General features: G+C 41.9%; 19 protein-coding genes. 16 read left to right on the forward strand and 3 right to left on the reverse strand.

Features of this window, described 5'->3' with window-relative positions:
• The 7 genes from der (at window position 1) to BMW53_RS12365 (ending at window position 8,688) form a co-directional block, all read left to right on the forward strand.
• A complete protein-coding gene (gene der, locus BMW53_RS12335; RefSeq protein ID WP_038556270.1) occupies window positions 1-1,311 on the forward strand; it encodes a ribosome biogenesis GTPase Der in 1,311 nt (436 codons plus the stop codon).
• 216 nt (window positions 1,312-1,527) lie between these two features.
• Entirely contained in the window at window positions 1,528-2,592 is a 1,065-nt protein-coding gene (gene corA, locus BMW53_RS12340) for a magnesium/cobalt transporter CorA (protein WP_038556268.1), read from the forward strand.
• Window positions 2,593-2,613: 21 nt separating this feature from the next.
• Window positions 2,614-4,137 carry a carbon-nitrogen hydrolase family protein gene (locus tag BMW53_RS12345; protein ID WP_038556266.1) on the forward strand — a complete coding sequence of 508 codons (1,524 nt, stop codon included), beginning with the start codon at window positions 2,614-2,616 and terminating at the stop codon, window positions 4,135-4,137.
• A gap of 533 nt (window positions 4,138-4,670) precedes the next feature.
• Window positions 4,671-4,979 carry a hypothetical protein gene (locus tag BMW53_RS12350; protein WP_038556265.1) on the forward strand — a complete coding sequence of 103 codons (309 nt, stop codon included), beginning with the start codon at window positions 4,671-4,673 and terminating at the stop codon, window positions 4,977-4,979.
• A gap of 39 nt (window positions 4,980-5,018) precedes the next feature.
• Window positions 5,019-6,914, forward strand: a complete 1,896-nt coding sequence (gene mutL, locus BMW53_RS12355; protein ID WP_038556263.1) for a DNA mismatch repair endonuclease MutL — start codon at window positions 5,019-5,021, stop codon at window positions 6,912-6,914.
• Window positions 6,915-7,047: 133 nt separating this feature from the next.
• Window positions 7,048-7,788 carry a rhomboid family intramembrane serine protease gene (locus tag BMW53_RS12360; protein ID WP_217642944.1) on the forward strand — a complete coding sequence of 247 codons (741 nt, stop codon included), beginning with the start codon at window positions 7,048-7,050 and terminating at the stop codon, window positions 7,786-7,788.
• 18 nt (window positions 7,789-7,806) lie between these two features.
• Entirely contained in the window at window positions 7,807-8,688 is an 882-nt protein-coding gene (locus tag BMW53_RS12365; protein ID WP_051567612.1) for a rhomboid family protein, read from the forward strand.
• A 109-nt stretch (window positions 8,689-8,797) separates the two neighbouring features.
• Here BMW53_RS12365 and BMW53_RS12370 read toward each other — a convergent pair whose 3' ends face one another.
• A complete protein-coding gene (locus BMW53_RS12370) occupies window positions 8,798-9,721 on the reverse strand; it encodes a YihY/virulence factor BrkB family protein (protein WP_051567611.1) in 924 nt (307 codons plus the stop codon).
• A gap of 8 nt (window positions 9,722-9,729) precedes the next feature.
• A complete protein-coding gene (locus tag BMW53_RS12375; protein ID WP_081804765.1) occupies window positions 9,730-10,146 on the reverse strand; it encodes a DUF4783 domain-containing protein in 417 nt (138 codons plus the stop codon).
• 245 nt (window positions 10,147-10,391) lie between these two features.
• Between BMW53_RS12375 and rlmH the strand changes: the two genes are divergently transcribed.
• The 4 genes from rlmH to BMW53_RS12395 are packed head-to-tail and all read left to right on the forward strand — an operon-like array spanning window position 10,392 to window position 15,457.
• Window positions 10,392-10,865, forward strand: coding sequence for a 23S rRNA (pseudouridine(1915)-N(3))-methyltransferase RlmH (gene rlmH / locus BMW53_RS12380; RefSeq protein WP_038563879.1), 474 nt, complete (start codon window positions 10,392-10,394; stop codon window positions 10,863-10,865).
• Window positions 10,866-10,868: 3 nt separating this feature from the next.
• A complete protein-coding gene (locus tag BMW53_RS12385; RefSeq protein WP_038556255.1) occupies window positions 10,869-14,552 on the forward strand; it encodes a sensor histidine kinase in 3,684 nt (1,227 codons plus the stop codon).
• A gap of 12 nt (window positions 14,553-14,564) precedes the next feature.
• Window positions 14,565-14,963, forward strand: a complete 399-nt coding sequence (locus BMW53_RS12390; RefSeq protein ID WP_038556253.1) for a phosphoribosyltransferase — start codon at window positions 14,565-14,567, stop codon at window positions 14,961-14,963.
• Window positions 14,964-14,986: 23 nt separating this feature from the next.
• Entirely contained in the window at window positions 14,987-15,457 is a 471-nt protein-coding gene (locus BMW53_RS12395) for a DUF6565 domain-containing protein (protein WP_074780719.1), read from the forward strand.
• 21 nt (window positions 15,458-15,478) lie between these two features.
• Here BMW53_RS12395 and BMW53_RS12400 read toward each other — a convergent pair whose 3' ends face one another.
• A complete protein-coding gene (locus tag BMW53_RS12400) occupies window positions 15,479-16,540 on the reverse strand; it encodes a hypothetical protein (RefSeq protein ID WP_038556250.1) in 1,062 nt (353 codons plus the stop codon).
• A gap of 219 nt (window positions 16,541-16,759) precedes the next feature.
• Between BMW53_RS12400 and BMW53_RS21400 the strand changes: the two genes are divergently transcribed.
• From BMW53_RS21400 to BMW53_RS12420, 5 genes are all read left to right on the forward strand, one after another.
• The gene (locus BMW53_RS21400) at window positions 16,760-16,891 is read left to right on the forward strand and encodes a hypothetical protein (RefSeq protein ID WP_256999105.1); all 132 of its coding nucleotides are present in this window, start codon (window positions 16,760-16,762) and stop codon (window positions 16,889-16,891) included.
• 98 nt (window positions 16,892-16,989) lie between these two features.
• On the forward strand, window positions 16,990-17,760 hold the full coding sequence (locus BMW53_RS12405; protein WP_051567608.1) for a glycosyltransferase family 2 protein: 771 nt from the start codon (window positions 16,990-16,992) through the stop codon (window positions 17,758-17,760).
• 105 nt (window positions 17,761-17,865) lie between these two features.
• Window positions 17,866-18,939, forward strand: coding sequence for an efflux RND transporter periplasmic adaptor subunit (locus BMW53_RS12410; RefSeq protein ID WP_038556248.1), 1,074 nt, complete (start codon window positions 17,866-17,868; stop codon window positions 18,937-18,939).
• Entirely contained in the window at window positions 18,939-21,992 is a 3,054-nt protein-coding gene (locus tag BMW53_RS12415) for an efflux RND transporter permease subunit (RefSeq protein ID WP_038556245.1), read from the forward strand. Before BMW53_RS12410 ends, BMW53_RS12415 begins: the two co-directional genes overlap by 1 nt.
• 146 nt (window positions 21,993-22,138) lie before the next feature.
• Window positions 22,139-23,527: a TolC family protein gene (locus BMW53_RS12420; RefSeq protein ID WP_038556241.1), complete on the forward strand. Its 1,389-nt coding sequence runs from the start codon at window positions 22,139-22,141 to the stop codon at window positions 23,525-23,527.
• The last annotated feature ends 7 nt before the right edge of the window (window positions 23,528-23,534 follow it).

Below are 23,534 nucleotides of genomic sequence, written 5' to 3' on the forward strand. Positions count from 1 at the left end.
ATGAGCAGCAGAATAGTAGCAATAGTAGGACGCCCGAATGTGGGTAAATCAACTTTGTTTAATCGTTTGATTGAACAGCGTAAAGCCATTGTTGACGAAACAGCCGGCGTTACCCGCGACCGTAATTACGGAAAAGGCGAGTGGATTGGCGTTGAATATTCGGTGATTGACACCGGAGGTTATGTGGTGAATTCGGAAGATGTTTTTGAAGCAGAAATCAACAAACAGGTGCATTTGGCCATTGATGAGGCCGATGTAATTATGTTTGTGGTGGATGTGGAAGCCGGAATTACCGACCTGGATGATGCCATCGCGAATATTTTACGTCGTAGCAAAAAGGAAATTGTCCTGGTGGTAAATAAAGTCGATAACCATAACAGAATTCTGGACGCGCAGGAGTTTTACGGCTTAGGATTGGGAGAAATCTATTGTATTTCGTCGATGACCGGAAGCGGAACCGGCGATATGCTGGATGCTCTGGTCGATAAATTCCCAAATAGAGAGTCGTTGGAAGAAGAGCATGAATTGCCACACCTGTCGGTTGTTGGCCGCCCGAATGTGGGTAAATCGTCGTTTATTAATGCTTTGATTGGCGAAGACCGCAACATAGTAACCGATGTTGCCGGAACAACACGCGATTCCATTCATACCCGATACAATAAGTTCGGTCACGATTTTATGATCGTTGACACAGCCGGACTGCGAAAAAAAGGAAAAGTAAGCGAAGACCTGGAGTTTTATTCGGTATTGCGTTCGGTGCGTACCATCGAAAATTCAGATGTATGTTTGTTGCTGATTGATGCAACACGCGGAGTGGAAGCGCAGGACATGAACATTCTGAATCTGATCATCAAAAACAAAAAGGGTGTGGTTATTTTGGTGAACAAGTGGGATTTGATTGACAAAGACACCATGACTACCAAAAAAATGACGCAGGAAATTCACGACCGTTTGGCGCCGTTTACCGATGTGCCGATCATTTTTATTTCGGCATTAACAAAACAGCGCGTGCACAAAGCGCTGGAGGTTGCCATGGAGGTTCACGAAAACCGCAAGCAGCGCATAAAAACATCGGAATTGAACCAGGTATTACTCGAGGCAATTGAAGAATACGGGCCTCCATCGGTAAAAGGTAAATACATAAAAATTAAATATTGTACGCAGTTGCCATCGCCAACACCGGCCTTTGCATTGTTTGCCAACTTGCCGCAATACATTAAAGAGCCGTATAAAAGGTACATCGAAAACCAGCTGCGCGACAACTTTAACTTTACCGGCGTACCTATTCAAATTTATTTCAGGCAGAAATAAGAGAAGCCGCAAGTCGGAAGACCAAAGTTTGAAGCTTGAAAATTCCATCTGTAGTTATTGCAGGTAGAATTTTTTTTTTGTCTTTTAACGCAGTTAATTTTTACGAATCACATTCTGTTTCCGCTTGTATTTAAAGCAATTTATTTCTTAAATTGGCTAAAATTCTTCGGGCATAAAAGCTGGCTGCTTTTGTATTCCGAAGCATAAATTTAAAATATGGCACGTTTTTTAAAAGATCGCTCAAATGCAAAGGGAGCTGTTCCCGGTTCGCTGGTTTTAATCGGCAGACAAAAAATGGAACAGTCAGAAATTCAGTTTATTACCTACGACAAAGAGGAATTGCACGAGGAAACAGTTGATTCGATAGCCACGGCACGGCAAAATTTTAAAGCGGGTAAGGTAAACTGGGTAAATATTTACGGCCTGCATGATTTGGAGATGATTAAAAAGCTGGGTGAAGGATTTAAATTGCCTTCACTTTTGCTTGAAGATATTCTGAATACCGACCAACCTCCGAAATACGAAAATGGTGAGCATTACGATGCTTTTATTATGAAAATTCTGCTTCAGGAAAAAGATGGGTATCGCATACGTGCCGAGCAGCTTACCTTGATTTTGGGCGAAAACTATGTGTTGACGCTGCAGGAACAAAGAGCGCATTTTTTTGAAGGGGTTCGCGAGCGTATCCGCAAAAGTAAAGGTCGCATTCGTGTTAGCGGAAACGATTACCTGGCTTATGTTTTAATGGATGCTTTGGTGGATAATTATTCGATGCTGATTGAAAATATTGGCCGGCAGGTGGAAGATATTGAGGATCGGCTTTTTAAAACCATGGACTCAAAAATTGTAGAGGAAATCTATCGTTTTAAAACAGAATTGAATTTCACGCGCAAAGCCGTGCGCCCCATGCGCGAGTTTATGGCCTCGTTGTTACGCGCCGAAGATACTTTCTTCAAGGAAAAGAATATTGCTTATTTAAAAGATTTGAATGACATGGTTGTTCAGTGTTCGGAAGCCGTGGAAATGTACAATAATATGACCTCCGACCAGCTGAATATCTACAATTCGAACATGAGTAACCGCATGAACGAGGTGATGAAAACTCTTACTATTTTTGCATCGATATTTATTCCGCTAACCTTTATTGCCGGTATTTACGGAATGAACTTTGAATACATCCCCGAACTTAAATTCAAATATGGTTATCTGGTTTTCTGGATAATTATTTCAATCCTTGGAGGCGGATTACTGATTTATTTTAAACGAAAAAAGTGGTTGTAAAAAATTTTAACCAAAACAAATATGCAGGAAATTGATAATATAGAACTGGAATACTTAAAATTCGACGATTACCAGGAACTCAAACAGGCGATGATTGAGGTGTACACCAGCATGCCCGATGCCTATTGGAAAGAGCATCATATAAAATCGCTTATCGATCGTTTCCCCGAGGGCCAGGTGGTGCTGAAGGTAAACGGGCAGATTGCCGGTTGTGCACTTGCCATTGTGGTTGATTACGATAAGTTTGAAGATAATCACACGTACAAGGAAATTACCGGGAATTATACCTTCGAAACGCACTCGCCCAATGGCGATATGTTGTACGGAATTGATGTTTTTATTAAACCCGAATTTCGTGGATTGCGCTTGGGGCGCCGGCTGTACGATTACCGAAAAGAGTTGTGCGAACGGCTTAATTTAAAAGGAATTGCCTTTGGCGGACGGATTCCCAACTATCACCTTTACCAGAATGAACTGTCGCCAAAAGAGTACATACAGAAAGTGCGTACCAAAGAAATTCACGATCCGGTGCTGAACTTTCAGATATCGAACGATTTTCACCCGGCAAAAATTATAAAGGGCTACCTCGAAGGCGACACCGATTCGAATGAATACGCGGTGCTGCTGGAGTGGGATAACATTTACTACGAGAAGCCACGGAAAAAGCCGGAGATCACAAAAACGGTGGTTCGTTTGGGTTTGGTGCAATGGCAAATGCGGCCTTACAAAACCCTGGAAGACCTGATGTTGCAGGCTGAATTTTTCGTTGATGCCGTTTCGGGTTACCGTTGCGATTTTGCGCTGTTCCCCGAGTTTTTTAACGCGCCGCTTATGGCCGAAAATAACCACTTAACCGAACCCGAAGCCATTCGCGATTTGGCCAAGCACACCGAAGCTATTACCGCAAAGTTTTCGGAGTTGGCCATTAGTTACAACATCAATATTATTACCGGAAGTATGCCCGAGCTGGTGGACGACAAGTTGTTCAACGTAGGCTACCTTTGCCGCCGCGACGGAAGCACCGAGCGTTACGAAAAACTGCACGTAACCCCCGACGAGGTAAAAGTTTGGGGAATGCAGGGAGGCCATACTTTAAAAGCACTGGATACCGATTGCGGGAAGATCGGTGTGTTGATTTGCTACGACTCGGAATTTCCGGAATTGAGTCGTTTGCTGGCTGACGAAGGCGTGGATATTTTGTTTGTACCTTTTTTAACCGATACGCAAAATGGTTTTTCGCGCGTACGGAATTGCTCGCAGGCACGCGCTATTGAAAACGAATGTTACGTGGCCATTGCCGGAAGTGTGGGCAACCTGCCGAAAGTGCATAACATGGATATTCAGTATGCACAGTCGATGGTATTTACACCCTGCGATTTTGCTTTCCCGGTAAACGGAATAAAAGCCGAAGCCACGCCAAATACCGAAATGATTTTAATTGCCGATGTGGATATCGGTTTGTTGCGCGAACTCAACCAGTTTGGTAGTGTAAGAAACCTGAAAGACCGCCGCCAGGATTTGTTCCAGCTGAAAAAGATGGTGTAGTCAGGATGCGACTGCATCAGTTCGGAACAGTTTCATCTTTTCCAAAGTTTTAAACTTGGAAGAAGGTTCGCAGCTAATTTCTGTGAGACCTTCAAGGTTTCAAAAACCTTGAAGGTCTTAATGTATACAGCCCCGGACTCTCTTTTTTGGTGCAATTTAACAGCGGTTACAAACCGCTAATCCCCAAAATCACTCTGCGAACCGTAGCTTTTCTGTTTCGAAAAGGATCCGATCCGTTTTAGTATGTATACATTAAGCATATACAGCCCCGGACTCTCTTTTTTAGGCTCAATCAAGCAGCGGTTACAAACCGCTGGACCCGAAAATTCTTCTGCGCCAATCGGCGAAATCAGCGAGCCATTTCTTTTTATTGTAAATCAGCAAAATCAGTGTTATCAGCGTTCGAATAACTTTCAATAGTGATAGCCTCACTCTGAGTGAGACCATCACTCTGAGGGGGTTGAACGAACAATCCTTTCTTACGGAACAGTTTTTGCAGAATAAGCTTATCTTTGTACAATAAACAGAACGCGATGATTGGCAAATTTTTTCATACACCGGGAACAAAAAAGTTTAGTATCACCCCACGTTTTTGGGATCCCGACAAGGACGAAAGAGACGAGCGGGAACGCCGAATTAAGGAGGAGTTAGGAATTGTTGATGAGAAAAAAGACAGCAATCGCCCGTATCGTCCAAACATTAAAGGTCAATTTCGGACGGGAGATGGCTGGGCGCGCTCATCCGAATCGGCCCGTCGAGCACAAAACCGCAGGTTGATATGGATTGTTTTAATCCTTGCCCTGGTGCTTTATCTTTTCTTCTTTTCCGACTTTTTAGCCTAAATAGCGAATCTCGTAGTACAAATTTCTAAAGATTTAATCTTGAGCGATATTATTCAGTTATTACCCGATGCAGTAGCTAATCAGATTGCTGCCGGAGAAGTTATTCAGCGACCGGCATCGGTTGTGAAAGAGCTTGTGGAGAACGCTCTTGATGCGGGCGCAACTGAAATCACCATCAATATAAAAGACGCTGGTAAAACCCTTGTTCAGATTTCGGACAACGGAAGCGGAATGTCGCCAACCGATGCACGAATGGCTTTTGAGCGTCATGCCACATCAAAAATCCGTTCGGCCAATGATTTGTTTGCCATTCGTACCATGGGTTTCCGTGGCGAAGCGCTGGCATCCATCGCCGCTATTGCCGATGTGGAGCTACGCACCAAAAAAGCCGACGATGAGGTGGGCACTTTTATTCATATTATCGGTTCCGAAGTAAAAACACAGGAGCCTGCGGGATGCAACAACGGCACCAATTTTATGATTAAAAACCTGTTTTATAATGTGCCGGCACGTCGCAAATTCCTAAAAGCAAATTCAACCGAATTAAAGCATATTATCTGGGAAATTCAGCGGGTAGCATTGCCCAATCCCGACATTAAATTGTCGTTAATCCACAACGGATCGCCGGTTTATGATCTGCCGCCGGCCAACTACAGGAAACGTTTGGTTGATGTGTTTGGCCGGAGCCTTAATCAAAGCCTTATAAATGTTGATGAAGATACCAGCATTGTAAAGGTTTTCGGTTACATTGGGCAGCCCAAATATGCCCGCAAAACACTGGGCGAACAGTTCTTTTTTGTAAATGGACGTTTTATGCGCCATCCGTATTTTCATAAGGCAATTACCCAGGCTTACGAGCAGTTGTTACCTCCCGATACTTATCCGTCGTACTTTCTGTTTCTGGAGCTCGATCCGGAAGCAATCGACATTAACGTGCATCCAACAAAAACCGAGATAAAATTTGAAAACGAACGCGATATCTGGCCGATTATTCATGCCTCGATACGCGAATCGTTAGGCAAACACAACGTGGTGCCGTCAATCGATTTCGACCAAAGTGGAAGCATTGATATTCCTGTTCCGAAAAAAGATGGCGAGGGAGTGCGTTTCCCGGAGATTCAAATCAATCCCGATTACAATCCGTTTGACAACGAAAAACAGTTTGCCGAACGTGGATACTCGCCGTTTGAAAAGGATTCTGCCGGACAAGGACGAAGCTCTTCTCCCGGGTCGGGAAGAGAAAAGAAGAACCTTGACAACTGGGAAGACCTGTACCAGGGAGCACAATTGAAATTAAAACCCGAGCCCGAATACCGCGAAAGCGCCATTCAGGCTGATGACTTGTATGCGAATGCGCCCGGGCAGTTTAGTGGTAAAAAAGTTTTGCAGCTAAAACAGCGATATGTATTAACACCGGTAAAATCGGGATTAATGGTTATCGACCAGAAGCGGGCACACGAGCGAATTTTGTACGAAAAGTTTATGGAGGTGCTGAAATCGGATTCGGTGGCCAGCCAGCAGCAGTTATTTCCGCAAACCATCGAACTCAATCCTGCCGATTCGGCATTGTTGAAATCCATTTTGGAAGATTTGTTGTCGTTGGGGTTTGATATCCGGGAATTTGGGAAAGACACGTTTATTATTAATGGCACGCCGGGAGTTTTAGATATTTCGTCGCCCGAGCTGATACTTGAAAAATTGCTGGAAGAGTACAAAACTTCGCCGGTGGATGCACGCTCAAAAGCTAAAGAGCAAATAGCGGCATCGTTGGCAAAAGCATCGGCAATGGATTATGGTACTAACCTGAAACAGGAAGAGGTGGACCACCTGATCGATAATTTGTTTGCCTGTGCAACACCCAATTTTTCGCCCGACGGAAAAAAGGTGTTGACCATCATTTCGACAGATGATATCGAAAAAAGTTTCTCGAAATGACAGATTGTCGTTAATTTGAGCACTTAAAATTTTGGCGTGGTCATTGTACCTTGCGTGGTCATTAAAACAATATGCAACTGAAGACCGTTGATTTTGGAAAGAAAGTTTATTTCGGTCTTCCAACTTTATAAATATGAGATACCGTCCGATGTTAAATATGCCACCGGTGGTGAAGAACTTGATTCTTGCCAACGTTGTGTTTTTTCTGATAACCATTGTGTTAAAACAAAGCGGAACTGATTTGTATCCGATTTTGGGTTTGCACTTTCCGCTGTCGGAAAAGTTTAAGCTACACCAGTTTTTTACTTATATGTTTATGCATAGCTCGCAAGGTATCGGGCATATTTTTTTCAATATGTTTGCCCTGTATATGTTTGGGCGCGTGCTTGAAAGTGTTTGGGGGCCAAAGCGGTTTCTTACTTTTTACCTGGTAACCGGAATTGGCGCCGCGGTGCTGCATATGGTGGTAACTTATTTCGAATACCAGTCGCTGATTGGTAAAATGTCGCCCGACCAGATTGCCTACGTAAAAGAAGTGGGTTACCAGATTTGGAGCGAAGGAAAGAATTTTAGCGATCCGCTGGCCGGTAAGTTAAATGCCATTTTAAATACACCAACTGTTGGTGCTTCGGGTGCGGTTTTCGGTATTTTGTTAGGTTTTGGTATGTTGTTCCCAAATACCGAGTTGATGTTGCTGTTTCCGCCAATACCCATTAAAGCCAAGTATTTTGTAATTGGTTATGGTGCTTTGGAGTTGTTCTTTGGTGTTTCCGGAATTCAGGGAAGTGTAGCGCACTTTGCCCACCTTGGCGGAATGTTATTTGGGTATTTTATGATTAAATACTGGAACAAAAACTCGAATCGTTTTTATTAAAAACAAGACGGAATAGTTGTGGATATTGCAGGCGACATAAAACGAACATTTAAAGAAGGATCGGTTTTAACCCGGCTCATCTACATCAATATTGGTGTATTTCTTTTGTTGAAAATCATTGGTATATTTTTTTACCTGGGCGGCCAAAATATATCTTTATATCAATATTTATCAGTGCCTTCGGTAACCGAAGTTTTGGCACAACGCCCATGGACAGTAATAACCTACATGTTTTTACATCAGGGATTTATCCATCTTCTATTTAACATGCTTGGTTTATATTGGTTTGGGCAGCTGTTTCTTTATCATTTTGAAGGGGACAAGATGCTGGGCGTTTACCTTATGGGAGGCCTTTGGGGAGCCTTTTTATACTTAATTGCCTACAATTTTATTCCTGTATTCGATTCTGTTAATGGCCTTTTACTGGGGGCTTCCGCATCCATTTTTGCTATTTTGGTAGCTGTTGCTTTTTACGATCCCAACCGCGAGATTCACCTGTTTTTTATCGGTCGTTTTCCGCTGAAATATGTAGCTGCCTTTTACGTACTATTATCGGTAATCGGTATTTCATCAACAAATCCGGGAGGTAATATTGCGCATTTAGGTGGTGCTTTCTGGGGGTGGTTTTATATCTATCAACTGCGAAAAGGAAAAGATATGGGAGCCGGATTGGTAAACCTTGTAAATAAAATTGGTGAGTTTTTCGAGGGGCTTTTCAAGCACAAAAGTAAAATGAAAGTTACTTACCGGAAACCGCCACGCGACGATTATGAATACAACCGTCATAAACACAAGCAGCAAGACGAGATTAATCGCATTCTGGATAAAATTGCCAAATCGGGTTACGAGAGTTTAACCAAACAAGAAAAGGAGCTGCTTTTTAAACAAGGGAAGAAATAGTTGACAGTCGCAGTTTGCAGTTATCAGAAATCAAATTCTGAAGGAAGATGGTGGTTTTCAGAAAAGCTCTACCCAAAAATCAAAATTAACCCTTCATCAATAATCCTTCCTAGTCTTCGCCCTGATAAGTGTGTGCCTGGTAAATACTGGCGTTTAGCTCAAATCCAATCAGCAAAATCAGCGACATTACGTACATCAGAAAAAGAATGGCCAGCAGCGTGCCGATAGAGCCATAAAGCTTGTTGTACTGGCTAAAATTATTGAGGTAATACGACATGCCCGCAAAACCAATAATGCTTAGTACGGTAGCCAGTGTTCCTCCTGCCGAGATAAAACGCCACTTTGTTTTTTTTGCCGGCGCCATATAATACAGAAACGAGAAGGCGAAAAAGAATATCGTAATCGTTATAATCCATTTCCCGATAATTAACAGGTACACCAGAAACTTGTCTTGAATAATGTCAATCCGGTCGAGGTAGTTAATCAACATCTGTCCACCTGTTAACAAGGCTATTGCAATAGTAAGTGCGGCAGTAAAAACGACGAGCATAAGAGCTGCTGCAATATACTGGCTCCACCATTTTCGACGATTGATATTGTGTACAGTTGCATCAAAGGCGCTCATCATCGAAACAAAACCATTGGTGGCGAAAATAAGTGCCATAACAAAGTTCAGCGACAATAAATCACCGCGAGGACGCATCACAATTTCGGTAATGGTTTCTTCTATGGTGGGCCAAACGCTTTCGGGTACTATCTCCTGGATAATTACAAAAAGTTCATCCTGAAAGCCACTGAGCGGAATTAAGGTGAAAAGAAAGATGATACCGGGAAACAAGGCAATAAAAAAAGAAAATGCAATACCTGAAGCACGGGTTGTTATCGATCCGTCGACGATACTTCTCCAGAAAAACAACAAAACATCGTATAAGGGTACTCCATCAAAAAGGGGAAGCGAAATTTGTTTAGCGTGTTCAACGGCTCTTTCGCTCAGCTTTTTAATTCGTTTAAAAGTGATTTTTTCCGTTGCCATACCGGCTATTACTGTTGTTCAATTCGTAGTACGTGAATGTACTGTTTACCATCGTTTTGTTTCAGAAGTAAGTAAACCCTGAAATCGCCTTTTTCTGTTTTTAATCTCCCGATTACGTATTGCGCATTCTCTTTTCCACTGTCGTGAATAATGCTAAAAGCATTTTTTTCTATCGGCGGAAATTTGCTGAAAAAGTTGGTTACAATTTGTTGGGCCTGGGCTTTGCTGTAAACATTGTCGTTATCAAGTACTACCAGTTCTACGTTTTGGTTAAAATAAGTGGAAAGTACTTTTGCATCTCCGGTTGCCAAACCAACATTAATTTCGTTCGGTACCTTTTTATCCTGAGACGAATTAGCAGCTATCGATATGAAACTACAAAAGATCAGGATGATTGAAACTATATGTTTAAATTTTGTCATCATATTTTAATTCAGCATATGTGTTGCATAATAAGCAAAAACTGTGCAAAAACGCTTTTATACACTTATTTTTACTGTAAATTTATAAAATTAAAAATCATTTGGGCGATTGTTGTAGAAACATAATTATATTTAATTCGCCTTCAGTGAATTATGTGCTGGTGTCTTTTTGTCATCCGGGAAGTTTAAGAATTGGATAATATGCGGCCACTTACACCTGATTGCTGAACATAAACGATTTTAGCGAAATGAAGATTACATTATTGGTTGTTGGTAAAACGGATGCGGCCTACATACGCGATGGGATAAATGAATATTTGAAACGCCTGAAACACTACATTAGTTTCGAAATGGAAGTTATTCCCGATATTAAAAAGGGGAAAAATACCAATCCGGAAATGCAGAAAAACAAGGAAGGCGAAATTGTTCTTTCAAAACTGGCGCCGGGCAAAGAGTTGCATTTGTTTGATGAGAAAGGAAAAATGTTCTCGTCGGTGGATTTTTCGCAGTTTTTAGAAAAGAAAATGATAAGCGGACCAAAAGAACTGATACTTGTAGTGGGCGGCCCATATGGTTTCTCTGAAGAAGTGTATAAACGAGCCAGTTCAAAAATTTCACTATCGCGGTTAACATTTTCGCATCAAATGGTGCGATTGTTGTGCGTAGAGCAAATATACAGAGCGATGACAATTTTAAAAGGCGAACCGTATCATCATGAATAGCAAATGTTGCTTAAACTAAATAAATATACTTACCTTACTTTAGCCATTGGTATTTTGGTTGTGGCGGCCATTCTTGAAAATGGTTTACTACGGCGAAATCCGGAAACCAAACTTATCAGCGATTTTCAAACTCAGCTGCTGGTAAACGAAGCAGAGCTTCAGAATAAGCTTCTGGAAATTAAACAGGTGCTGATTGAAGATGATCTGGATGAGGGTATCAGCGAATTTTTTAGCCAGGAAAAAACGCTTGTGGGCGAAACCGGATTTGGTTCGATGGTTTTTAGAAATAATGAGCTGTTTTTTTGGTCCGACCGCGGAATTACTTTCTACAACCGCCTTGAAGATCTGCCAAAAACCAATGGACTGGTAGCGCTGCCAAACGGTTATTACCTGGTTGATACCTTAAATGTTGGCGAATATACAGCAGCCGCCTTTCATTTAATAAAGCGCAACTATTCGTACGAAAACAAGTACCTGCAAAATAATTTCTTTAAAAATTACAGGCTTCCCAACAATTATATAATACGCACAGATAAATTTAACCACGGTTACGATATTGTTGACCTGAAAGGCGATTACCTGTTTACGCTTTTGCCGCACGGAAATTATTGGTGTACCACCAACCAGTTGTATTTTCCCGGAGCCATTTATTTTATCGGGCTTATTTTGCTGTTGTTTTATTTTCGGAAAGAATTTGTTGACAACGACGCCCCGTTTTTCCTGAAACTGGTTTCGCTGGGTGTGGCGTTGTTTGTGGTTTATTGGATTCACCTCATTTTTCAGGTGCCCAAGGTGTTCTTTCATCTGAAGTTTTTTAGTCCCGATTTTTTTGCCATAAACGACTGGTTACCATCACTTGGCGATTATTTTCTTCTGGCCATATTTTTCCTTTTTTGGATATACAATTTCGCCATCGACCTGAATATCCGGGATTTGCAGAAAAACTCGGGTTTGCCGCGAAAAGGTATAATTATTCTGCTACTTATTTTTAACGCCAGTTTGTATTTGCTGGTCGATACTTTGATAAAGGAGCTCATTTATAACTCAACCGTTTCGTTTGCGCTAAACAAGATTATCGATATCTCGCCTCAAAGTGTATTGGGGATTTTTGCAGTAAGTTTATTATTGCTGGGTGTTGTATTTTTTACCATTCGGGTAAACGAAAAAACGCTGAAAAATTTTAAACTCTACCAACTGGTTATTTTAACACTGGTAATTAGTTTGTTCTTTGCTGCAGTACAATACCTTGCCGTACAAAATGTATCTATTTACGCCTTGCTGCTTTTTATTATCTGTGTTATTCTTTCGTCGCTGATAACGCGCCATTACCTGCAAACCTTTACCTTAAGTTATCTGATTATTTATGTGGCGGTGGTTTCGGTTTACTCGCTGGTTGTTATTAACCGAACCATCATAAAAATGGATAAAGGACAGCAGAAATTGCTGGCTGTAACACTGGTTGCCGAGCGCGATCCTGCTGCCGAAGTTTTTATGACCGAAATACAGCAGCATATTATAAAAGATCCGGCCATTCAGAGTTTGTTGTTTCAGAACAAAGACGATGATGCCATTGAATACATCCGGCAGTCGTATTTCAATACCTATTTCAGAAAGTACCTCTTAAACATATTGGTGTGTCGCGAAGAAAGTAATTTGCTCATCCCTCCTGACGACTATGAAGTGTCGTGCAGGCCCTATTTGAATGATAAAATAGAATCGGAAGGAATTCAAATTCCCGGAACGAACTTTTATTTTATGGACAATATGAACGGAAGGATTTCTTATACCGGTCGTTTTAGTTATCCCCTGGCTGATAGCGGAAAAGGAATAACCATTTATATCGATCTGGATTCTGATTTATTGTTCGAAGGCATTGGTTTTCCCGAGTTACTGATCGATAAATCGATGACTCGCCCGGAGAAATACCGCAAATTCAACTATGCAAAATATTACGCCGGAGAACTTGCCGATAAGTATGGCGAATACAACTACAATTACAACGGGCACGTTTACCTGAAATCTGATGACGAGTTTTCATACATCCGCCAGGGCAAATACGAGCACCTGGTTTATCGCACCAGCCAGCAGAATTATGTGGTGGTGTCAAGAGAGTTGTTAACACCTATCGATTACCTCATTTCTTTTCCGTATTTGTTTGTATTCTATTTTCTTACATTGCTGGTCGTTTTAATAATTGCAAATCGGTCAATCCGGGGAAGAAGGGTATTTTTCGATCTGAAATTTAAGATACAGGCGGCTATTATTTCCATCGTTTTTGTTTCGCTAATGGTTGTTGCCGGGGTTACACTTTTTTACAATGTAAAAGAATACCGGCAGAAACACCAGGATGATTTGAACGAGAAAATGAAGTCGATTTCAGAAGAAATTGACATGCGCCTGACTGATAAACGCGAGATTACACCCGAACTGGAAGAATGGTTGCGCGAGGAACTGGCAAAACTCTCCAATATTTTCCGCACCGATATTAATATTTACGGAACCGAAGGGCGACTTATCGCTTCATCGCGTTTCGAAATTTTTGATCGCGGACTGGTATCGTCGCGAATAAATGCCCGTGCCAACTACGAGGTGTATCAGAATTATTCCATCAGTTATTTCCAGCCCGAGAATATTGGCCGGTTATCTTACTTGTCGGCATACCGGCCTATCATTAATAATAATGGCGACTACCTGGGGGTTATTAATTTGCCCTATTTTATCAGGCAAGATAACTACAGCCAGGAGATTTCGACCTTTATTGTAGCGTTTATTAACTTATATGTGCTGCTGTTTTTAGCCAGTATTATTGCGGCCGTTTTTATTGCCAACCAAATTACCCGTCCGTTGGTTGTTATCCAGGAGAACCTGCAGAAAATGCAGCTGGGTAAACGCAACGAGCCCATTCAGTATAACCGGAAAGACGAAATCGGGAGTTTGGTTCGCGAATACAACAAAAAAGTTGATGAACTGGCAGTGAGTGCCGATTTGCTGGCACGTTCGGAAAGGGAATCGGCATGGCGCGAAATGGCCAAGCAAATTGCGCACGAGATTAAAAATCCGTTAACACCGATGAAGCTGAACATTCAGTATTTGCAACGTGCCAAAGGAAAAAACGAAGAGTACAACGAGTTTCTCGACCGGGTAACCTCAACACTAATCGAGCAAATCGACAACCTCTCGAATATTGCTACCGAGTTCTCGAACTTTGCCAAAATACCAACGGCCCGCAACCAGGTATTCTGTTTGTCCGAGCAGCTGAAAAAATCAATCGATTTGTACGAAACGCACAGCGAAATCGACATTAAATTTGATTCGAACGGTTACGAAAATATTCAAGTAAATGCCGACAGAGAACAGTTGTCGCGGGCCATTATAAACCTGATTCGAAACGCCATTCAGGCTATTCCTGAGGGCAGGAAAGGAGAAATTAAAATGAAGCTCGACCGACGCCAGCACATGGCCGTAATTTCGGTAAAAGACAACGGTTCGGGTATTGATGCCGAGTTACGCGATAAATTGTTTAGCCCGAGTTTTACCACCAAAACCAGTGGAATGGGGTTGGGTCTTTCGATTGTAAAAAATATTGTTGAGAATTTTGCCGGTAAAATCTGGTTCGAAACCGAGATGGGAAAAGGCACAACTTTTTACCTCGAAATTCCGGTGTACCACGAAACAGTGAAAAATTAAAAATAAGCAACTATGGTTCCATTATCGTTTAAAACAATAACCGAACGACTCCGAATAATTGATTTCCCAAAAATTGATGTGGTAATTGGCATTGGCACCGGAGGTGTTCCGGCAGCTACAATGGTGGCTTATCATCTTGATGCCGAATTGTTGGTGATGACACTAAATTACCGCGATGAAGAAAATAATCCGCGCTACAACGAGCCCAAAGTGCTGGAAAAAGCCAGCTGGGATTTGGAAGGGAAACGTATTTTGTTGGTCGATGATGTTTCTGTATCCGGCAAAACCATGGAAGCTGCACTTCAGCAGCTAAAAGGCTTACACGTAAAAACCTGCGCCATGAAAGGGAGAGCCGATTATGTGCTCTTTCCCGAAATTAAAGACTGTGTAAAATGGCCATGGAAACCTTAATTTGTTTAAAATAAGAATTGAAAATGAAGTACTCAAAATATTTGATAGTGTGTTGTTTGTTATGGCTGTTTGCCTGTTCAGCTCCAATATCGAAGGAGGATTACCTCGACCGTTTTGAACGTTTTGTTGAGCGGGTGGAGAATAACCATAAAAAATATGGAAAGAAAGACTGGGAGTGGGCCGATGAGAAATTTGAAAAATACAATTGGGAATGGTACCTCGAATATCGCGATGATTTTACGATTGAAGATCAGCTGAAAATTAAAGGGCTGATTATTAAATACCACGCACTTAAAAATAAAACGAGTGTTGGCGATATGCTGCGCGATCTTTTCAAAGACGACGTCAATAAAATTGGCGATAAAATAGAGAAATACGTTGATGAAGACCTGGACGAAGATCTGGATAAAATAATTGATGGCGCAACTGAAATTGGCGATTCGGCGATTAAAGCTATGGAGGATGCTGTCAGGAAAATAGATGAGTCATTTTAACAAGCAGGCGGTGCTGTTTTACTAGTCAACATAGTGGTTCATTAAATCTTTCGGAACCGATAAAAACAGTGAAATACTCGCGTATGGTGCGCCTGAAACTTTCGATTTTATAAGGTAATCGGTATCGGGCTTTAACAAGGTGCTTCCAATTTTAAAGTTCGATTCGGTAACATTAAAATTAATGTTGTTGGAGTAGCCAAATTTTGCCTCCAAACCTACCCATTTGTTTATTTGTGCGATAATGCCTGCCGTTGCATCAACGGTCGATTGGCGCAACTGAATACTTTCCATTTCGCTTAGCACAGTATTGTTAACACGCACGGTGTAACTGGTTCCCGAAATTTCGGCATCGCAAATCACATAAAAGTTTTTGTTGAGTTGTTTCCAGGCTTTAAATCCTTGAGGTAGCAGCAAATCCAGCCCAATTCCGTTGGAAAATCGTTTGCAGTAATTTATAACCGGGTAAATTGCCGGATCGCCAAAAGTATAACCAAAATAAGCCCCAAAAGCATAATAGGTATGCCTGTCTTTTCGGGTGGCATAACCAATGGCAAGAGATGATTTCAGCAAGTCGCCAAATGAAAAATATTTATCGTCGTGAATATGAAAATCGCCCGCCAGGCTCCAGCTTGTTTGCATCACTATCGAATGATTGTCGCGCAGGTGAAACAAGCCTTTCATATCAAGGCCCAGCCGCCGCAGGTTGCGGTCGTTTAATCCAACGTACATGGGGTAGTCGCCGGGCTTTATGTCTTCAAAATAAAATTGTTCGTTTACATAGCGAAAACCGCCAGCTAGTTTCACCCTTTGTTTATTAAGAATAGGAAATTTTAAACGCGCCGTTACCGTTCTGTTTCCTGTAATTTCAGCCGATCCATCTCCAATTTCAGGTATCTCCGAGGTGGATGAAATATTGTACTGAAACGGGCCTTCCATTTTCAGGTACAGAAAACGAGTGGGCAAATTACTTTCAAAATAGGGTGTCCAGTCTTCGCGCGATAGGGTGTCCTGCGCAAATCCTGCCACCGATATAAAAATGAGTATGAATGCTAAAAAATATTTCACAAGCCTAATATCGTACATTTGATTCAATTATTTTCTTAAAATGGTAGCAACCAGGTTTTTTTGCCGTTATTTTGAACCTCCTGCCAGCCTCGTTTTTCCATCGAAAATTGCCGCGTCGATTTTTGTTACCTGTACGAGAAAGCCTTAAGTAAGCGCGAGCTGGCTTTCCACGGCGATGTTTTAAATACGGCAGCACGTATTCAAAAACAGTGTAAACGCTACAAAAAGAAGATTTTGGTGACCAGCGAATTTGCCATGGAACTGATAAAAAACACCAACGAATACCAAATTGAATACGTTGACCTGATCAAATTTTTTGGTAAGAAAAACTCCATAAAAATTTACGAGGTACATCCAGCTGAGAATTAAGTCGTTTCATTCCAAGAGTTCGTTTTAGCATTTCACGAATTTCCTTTTGCACTGCTTCCTTTTTCCGTTTTATATTCGTGCCTGAAAACAGAAAACAGATGAAAACAAGCATTATTGTTTGTACCTACAACGAAGAGCAAACCATTTTTAATGTACTTGCCTCGTGTTGTAAACACAATCCTGACGCCGAGGTGATTGTGGTTGACGACGGATCGACCGATGGAACAGAAAATGTTTTGAAAACGCTGGCCACTCACTTTCACTTCGAGTATTTAAAGCTGCCTGAAAACCATGGAAAGAGTTACGCAATGGCCTGTGGCGTTGAGTATGCCAGCAACGAAATTGTGCTGTTTATCAACGCCAATATGGTGCATTTGCGGAAGGAGCATTTTACAGCCATGTTAGCCCCGATACAAAATCAACAAGCTGATATGGTTATTGGTAATCCTGCAAGTTTTACGATTAATTATGCCGCCAATCCGTATGAAACGGCGATGGGCGAAAAAGCCATGCTTAGAGCCGATTTGCTCCCCATTTTAAAAGACATGAAAGAGATCCTTTTTGGAGTTGAGGCCTTCTTTTCTATTTATTATCAGGCTTTGGGTAAAAGGATTAGCTTTCAGGCATTGAATGGTTTGCAGCGGGCGGACCGCATATCAAGCTGCCAAAAAATTATGGTGCCGCACGAGGACGAAAAAAAAATTGCCAATGCGCTAATCTCTAATTTCGACTTAATGATGAAGCGTGTGCAGAATAACATTCAGAACACACAAAATTATACCCAGTCAACGATTTCAAGTGTTCAGTTGCAATTAAATAAGTATATGAAGCATTTGAGGGAAAGCATTACAAGTATAGAAGCGGTTTAGTAACATTTCAGGCGTGTATTTTGTCATTCAGAACAAAAATCTAAATCTTTAATAATCAGTCAAACTAATTTTGCTGCGTAATTGGATAATAAAATAAAACATTATATGAATTTCAGAAACATTTTGTTCGTACTGGCAGCTGCCCTGGCTGCTTTCACAGGGTGCAAAAACAGCACCGGAGAAGAGCCTCAGGCCGAAACAATTAAAAATGTAAAGATTGAAACCGTTACCGATGGTGTAACTCAGAACACAATTACACTGAACGGGAAAATAAAGGAGAAAAGCCTTACCTCGCTTTCGTTTCGTGTTGGGGGACCGTTATTGAAACTGAATGTAAAACAAGGCGACTACGTTAAGCAAGGCCAGGTTATTGCCGAAATCGACAAACGCGATTACAAACTTCAGGTAGAAACCACCAAAGCGCAGTTCGAGCAAACCGAAAGTGAGTACAAGCGGTACAAACAGTTAATCGAGCAAAACAAAATTCCGGAAAATACTTTCGAAAAAATCAAGTCGGGGTACCTGATGACAAAAACAGCTTACGAAAACGCACAAAACCAATTGCGCGACACCGAGCTGAAAGCCCCGTTTTCAGGCTATATCTACGAGAAATTTGTAGAGAATTTTCAAACCGTTGGAGCCGGAACACCAATTGTTTCAATTATCGACAATTCACATCTTGAAGCGGTTGTTTCGGTTTCCGAAAGTCAACTTCAGCGTGTAAAAAACGATATGGAAAGTTACCTGACCGTAGCGAATGCCGGAATTAGTAACCTGCCCGTAAAATTGTTTAGCGTTAGCGAAAAAGCCATGCACGATGGTTTGTACGAAGCAAAATACGCGTTCGATAATAAAAATGATTTGGAAGTAGCGCCCGGAATGACAGCCGAAATTAAAGTGTATTGCAAAGTAAACGAAAATCAGCTTTCGGTAGCGTCATCTGCAATTTTTCACGAAGAAACAAATACTTACGTTTGGATCTACAATTCGTCGACTCATAAAGTTGAAAAACGCGAAGTTACAACGAACCTCGACGGAACATTGGGGCGTGTAAATATTGAATCGGGAGTAAACAGTGGCGAACAGGTAGTTACTGCCGGAGTGCACTACCTGGTGGAAGGGCAAAAAGTAAAACCGATAAAAACTCCTTCGGAAACTAATATTGGAGGATTATTGTAATGCTGGAAAAACTACTGAATCAGAAAGCAATGATTTCCACCATTTTGGTGGCCGTGTTGCTTGGAGGAGTAATTGCGTACAATAAGATCGGGAAACTCGAAGATGCCGAAATTCCGATTAAAGCTGCAACAGTTGTTACAGTTTACCCCGGAGCAACAGCACACGAAGTTGAGCTGGAAGTTACCGACGTGCTGGAAAAAGCAATTCAAAAACTCGAAAATATCGACGATATAAAATCGGTTTCAAAACCGGGCTTGTCGTTAATAACCGTAAACATCCAGCCAACTGTAAAAACACCGCAGTTGCCACAGCTTTGGGATCACCTCAGGCGTAAAGTAAACGATGCAAAAGGGAGTTTGCCATCGGGAGCAATGGAGCCCATTGTAAATGATGATTTTGCCGATGTGTATGGCATTTTGTATGCGATTACTGCCGAAGGATATACACATGATGAACTGGTAAAATATACCGAATACATCGAGCGCGAATTGTTAAGCGTTAGTGGTGTACGCCGTTCGCAGATATTTGGCGAACAAACCGAAACCATTGATATCGTATTCTCGCCCGAAAAACTCGCCGGATTAAATGTTAATCCGCTTTATATTGCTGCCTCCATCCAAAACGAGACGGCAATCATTAACCCCGGATCAATTGTTACCGGAACGGAGTCGATTCGTGTAGGGGTTGGCCAAAAAATTTCAACAATTAACGAAATTGAAAACCTGCTGATACAGGTTCCCGGCGGAGGAAACTTCCGTTTGGGAGATATTGCAGCAATCGAACGATCGTTTCTCGAACCCAAAAGCGAAGCCCTGTTTTACAACGACAAAGCCGGTTTAACACTTGGTTTGTCGAATGAGAGTGGAATTAACGTGGTAAAATTAGGTGAGCGACTGGATGAAAAACTTGCCGAATTACAAAAAGAATTACCGGTTGGAATGGAAATCAACCAGGTTTATTATCAGCCCGACCGGGTAGATGATGCGGTAAAAGATTTTATGCTTAACCTGGCCATGTCAGTGGGTATTGTAATTATTGTACTGATGTTTGCCATGGGCTACCGGTCCGGGTTGTTAATCTCGAGCGGGTTGATTTTTACCATAATGGGTACTTTAATTGTAATGTTGGCCATTGGGCTTCCATTACATCGTGTAACACTGGCAGCCATTATTCTGGCTATGGGAATGTTGGTTGACAACGCCATTGTTGTTGCCGATGGTATTCTGGTTGATCTGAAATCGGGAATGGAGCGAAGCAAGGCTTTTGTAAATACGGCGCAAAAAACAGCACTGCCCTTGCTTGGTGCAACGGCTGTTGCAATTTTAGCCTTTTTGCCTTTGCGTATGTCGCCAAACGAAGCCGGTGAGTTTCTGGCGTCGTTGTTTACCGTGCTTATCATCTCGCTTACCTTAAGCTGGATATTTGCAATGATTCAGACACCATTTAACGCCAAATATTTTTACCGCAAAGAACGCCCGAAAGGCGAACATGCCGAAACCTACGACAAAGGGTTATACAAGATTTTCGGGAAATTTTTAAAATGGGCAGTGCGCAATAAATACATGTTTGCATTGGGTTCGTTTGCAGTATTAATCTTTGCCTTCTGGTCGTTCCGTTTTGTAAAAGTTGACTTTATGTCGAAAATTGATTACGACCAGTTTTTTATAGAGTACAAGTTGCCACAAGGAGCCGATATCGAAGCTGTGGAAAGGGACCTGGAGCAGATTCAGAAAGACATTCTTGCAATTGAAGGCGTGCATTCCATTACCGCTTCAGTAGGTCGTCCGCCGGCTCGTTATCTTTTAATGCGTCATATGGATAATGGTGGCTCAAATTATGGCGATTTGATTATTGAAACAGACAATACCGATCGGGTGGCTGAGGTTATTCCTAAAATTGAAAAGTACTTGAGCACGAACTACCCGAATGCTTTTTTCAGGGTAATGGAATACGGAGCAGCTTTCTCTGATGCAGATATTGAAGCACAGTTTACCGGGCCTGATCCGGCTGTTTTAAAAGAATTGGCCAACAAAGCAAAAAAGATATTTTTAGATGAGCCGTCGGCTATTCATGTTACCGACGACTGGAAAAATCAGACGAAAAAAATTGTTCCCGTTTATTCGGTTGAACGTGCTCAACCATTAGGTTTGTCGCGCGCCGACATGGGGAACTCTATTTTAGTGGCTACCAACGGCCGTCCGATTGGAGCCATTTACGAAGGCGATAAAATGATGCCAATTATTTTGCGCACTGATAATAGAGTTGCTGAAAATGTTGAGCAGCTATTAAATATCCCGGTTTGGGGCCAGCAAAGCCGAGCAAGTGTTCCGCTTTCGCAAATTGTTGATACCATGAAAGTAACATGGGATTACGAACTCGTGCATCGTCTTGATAATAGACGCGCCATTAAAGCTCAATGCGATGCTGCCGACGGATTCACTGCAGCCGAAGTGCAGGCAAAGTTTCAGGCAAAAGTTGAAGCTATTGACTTACCCGAAGGTTACGAATTAACCTGGGAAGGAGCCACCGCTCGCTCGGGCGAAGCAAACAGTGCGCTGTTTATGTTCTTACCACTGGCAGTGGGGCTGATGGCAATTATTATCATCGGTTTATTTAATAACCTTAAACAGCCAATCATCATTTTCCTTGTAGTTCCATTCGCTTTCGTCGGAATTGTACTTGGTTTGGCTACAACGGGTGTTTACCTCACATTTGCCGGAATTATCGGAGCTTTAGGGCTGATTGGAATGATGATTAAAAATGCCGTGGTGCTGCTCGACGAAATTAACCAGAATATTAAGAGTGGAAAAGATCGGTTAAGTGCAACAATCGACGCGGCTTTATCGCGTTTACGCCCGGTAATGATGGCATCCTTAACTACTATTTTGGGAATGGCGCCACTGATTACCGATTCAATGTTTAACTCAACTGCTATTGTAATTATGTTTGGGTTAGCAATCGGGTCAATTATTACTCTTGTAGTTGTACCGGTACTTTACACCGTGTTGTACCGCGTTGATGGGAGTAAATTAAACACAGTAAAAGAGGCATAATACAGATTATGCAGTTTAGATAGAGAGTAGAAAAAGTTGCCTCGGTTTTTTGTCGGGGGGACGACAATTGCTAGTACTTTGGCTAGACAAATCGGGGCTAACTTTTTCTTTTTAACGAATGAATTCAATCTAAAAAGATAGAACAGATGAATCAATCAATAAAATATATAAGCGGCATAGCTGTCTTTTTGCTGGCAGTTTTTAGCAATGGCTATGCACAAAAGGTAATGACACTGGAAGATTGTCGCGAGCAAGCTGTTGCTTTCAATAAAGAATTAAAAAACGCCGCTTTACAAAACCGCGAAGCGCAGGTAAATCAGGAAGTGGCAAGAACGGCGTATTTGCCATCAGTGGGTTTTTCGTCTTCGTTAATGCACCGCCCGGGAATGGATGCCATAAATATGCCGGGTTATTTTTTACCTACAGCTGATAGCGAAGAGGCTGCTATGAATGGAGACTTTTCAGGAACCAGCGATGTTTGGAGCCCGGGAATTAATATCGATTTAGGAAGTTTAACGCTTATAAACAGTGGTTTCGAAGTTAACCAGGCCATTTATGCCGGCGGGAAAATTCGTTATTCCAACCAACAGGCCGATGCCGGTGTTTCTATTGCCGATATGGCTTTGAACATGAAATATTCGGAGGTGATTGAGCAAACCGATAAGGCGTATTGGCAGGTGGCAACCGTTGAGGAGAATATTCGGATTGCCGAAGAATACATAAAAATGCTTACCGAGCTGGAAGAGCAAATGACAGCTATGTACGAAGTTGGATTGCAGCCGGCCAGTGAAAAATTGCGCGTAACCGTTCAGAAAAACGAAGCCGATTTAAATCTGCTAAAAGCCCGAAACGGATTAAAAGTGGCCAAAATGTACCTGAATCAGATTTTGGGCCAGCCTTTGGATACCGAGATTCAGATTAGCCGCGAGGCCAATACCGAAGTAAAATTATTTAATCTGGAAGATGGATTAGTGCAGGCGAGCGAGCAACGAAACGAACTCAAAATACTTGAAAAACAAAAAGAAATATCGGAGCTGAACGCTAAAATTACACGTGCCGATTATTTGCCAACCATTGGTGTTAGCGCACAATATACCAGTTACTGGGTGAAAGATTTGTACGAAGAAATCGATTTTCAACCCATGCTGGCAGCACAGGTTTCTATTCCCGTTTTCCAGTGGGGACAGGGGAAAAAGAAGCAGCGTGCAGCTCAGTTAAAAATTGAGCAAGCCGAAACCGATTTGCAACATACAAATGATTTGATTAATCTTGAGGTGATGCAGGTAAAAGTGCAGGTGGTGGAAGCGTACGAATCTATTCTGCTGGCGCAAAAAAGTGTTGACGAGGCTGGGGAAAGCATGGAAGAAACAAAAGCCAGTTTCGAGGTAGGTTTAAATACAACCACCGACATGTTAAATGCACAGGCACAATGGGTGCAGGCAAAAGCGCAGTTAACGCAAACCATCGCCAATTTCGAGGTGCTGAAAACCAGGTGGCAAAGTGTAACCGGAAACCTGTATATGCCCGAAGAATAAAAATAAA

It is taken from the genome of Draconibacterium orientale (assembly GCF_900111425.1).
Lineage (GTDB): Bacteria > Bacteroidota > Bacteroidia > Bacteroidales > Prolixibacteraceae > Draconibacterium > Draconibacterium orientale.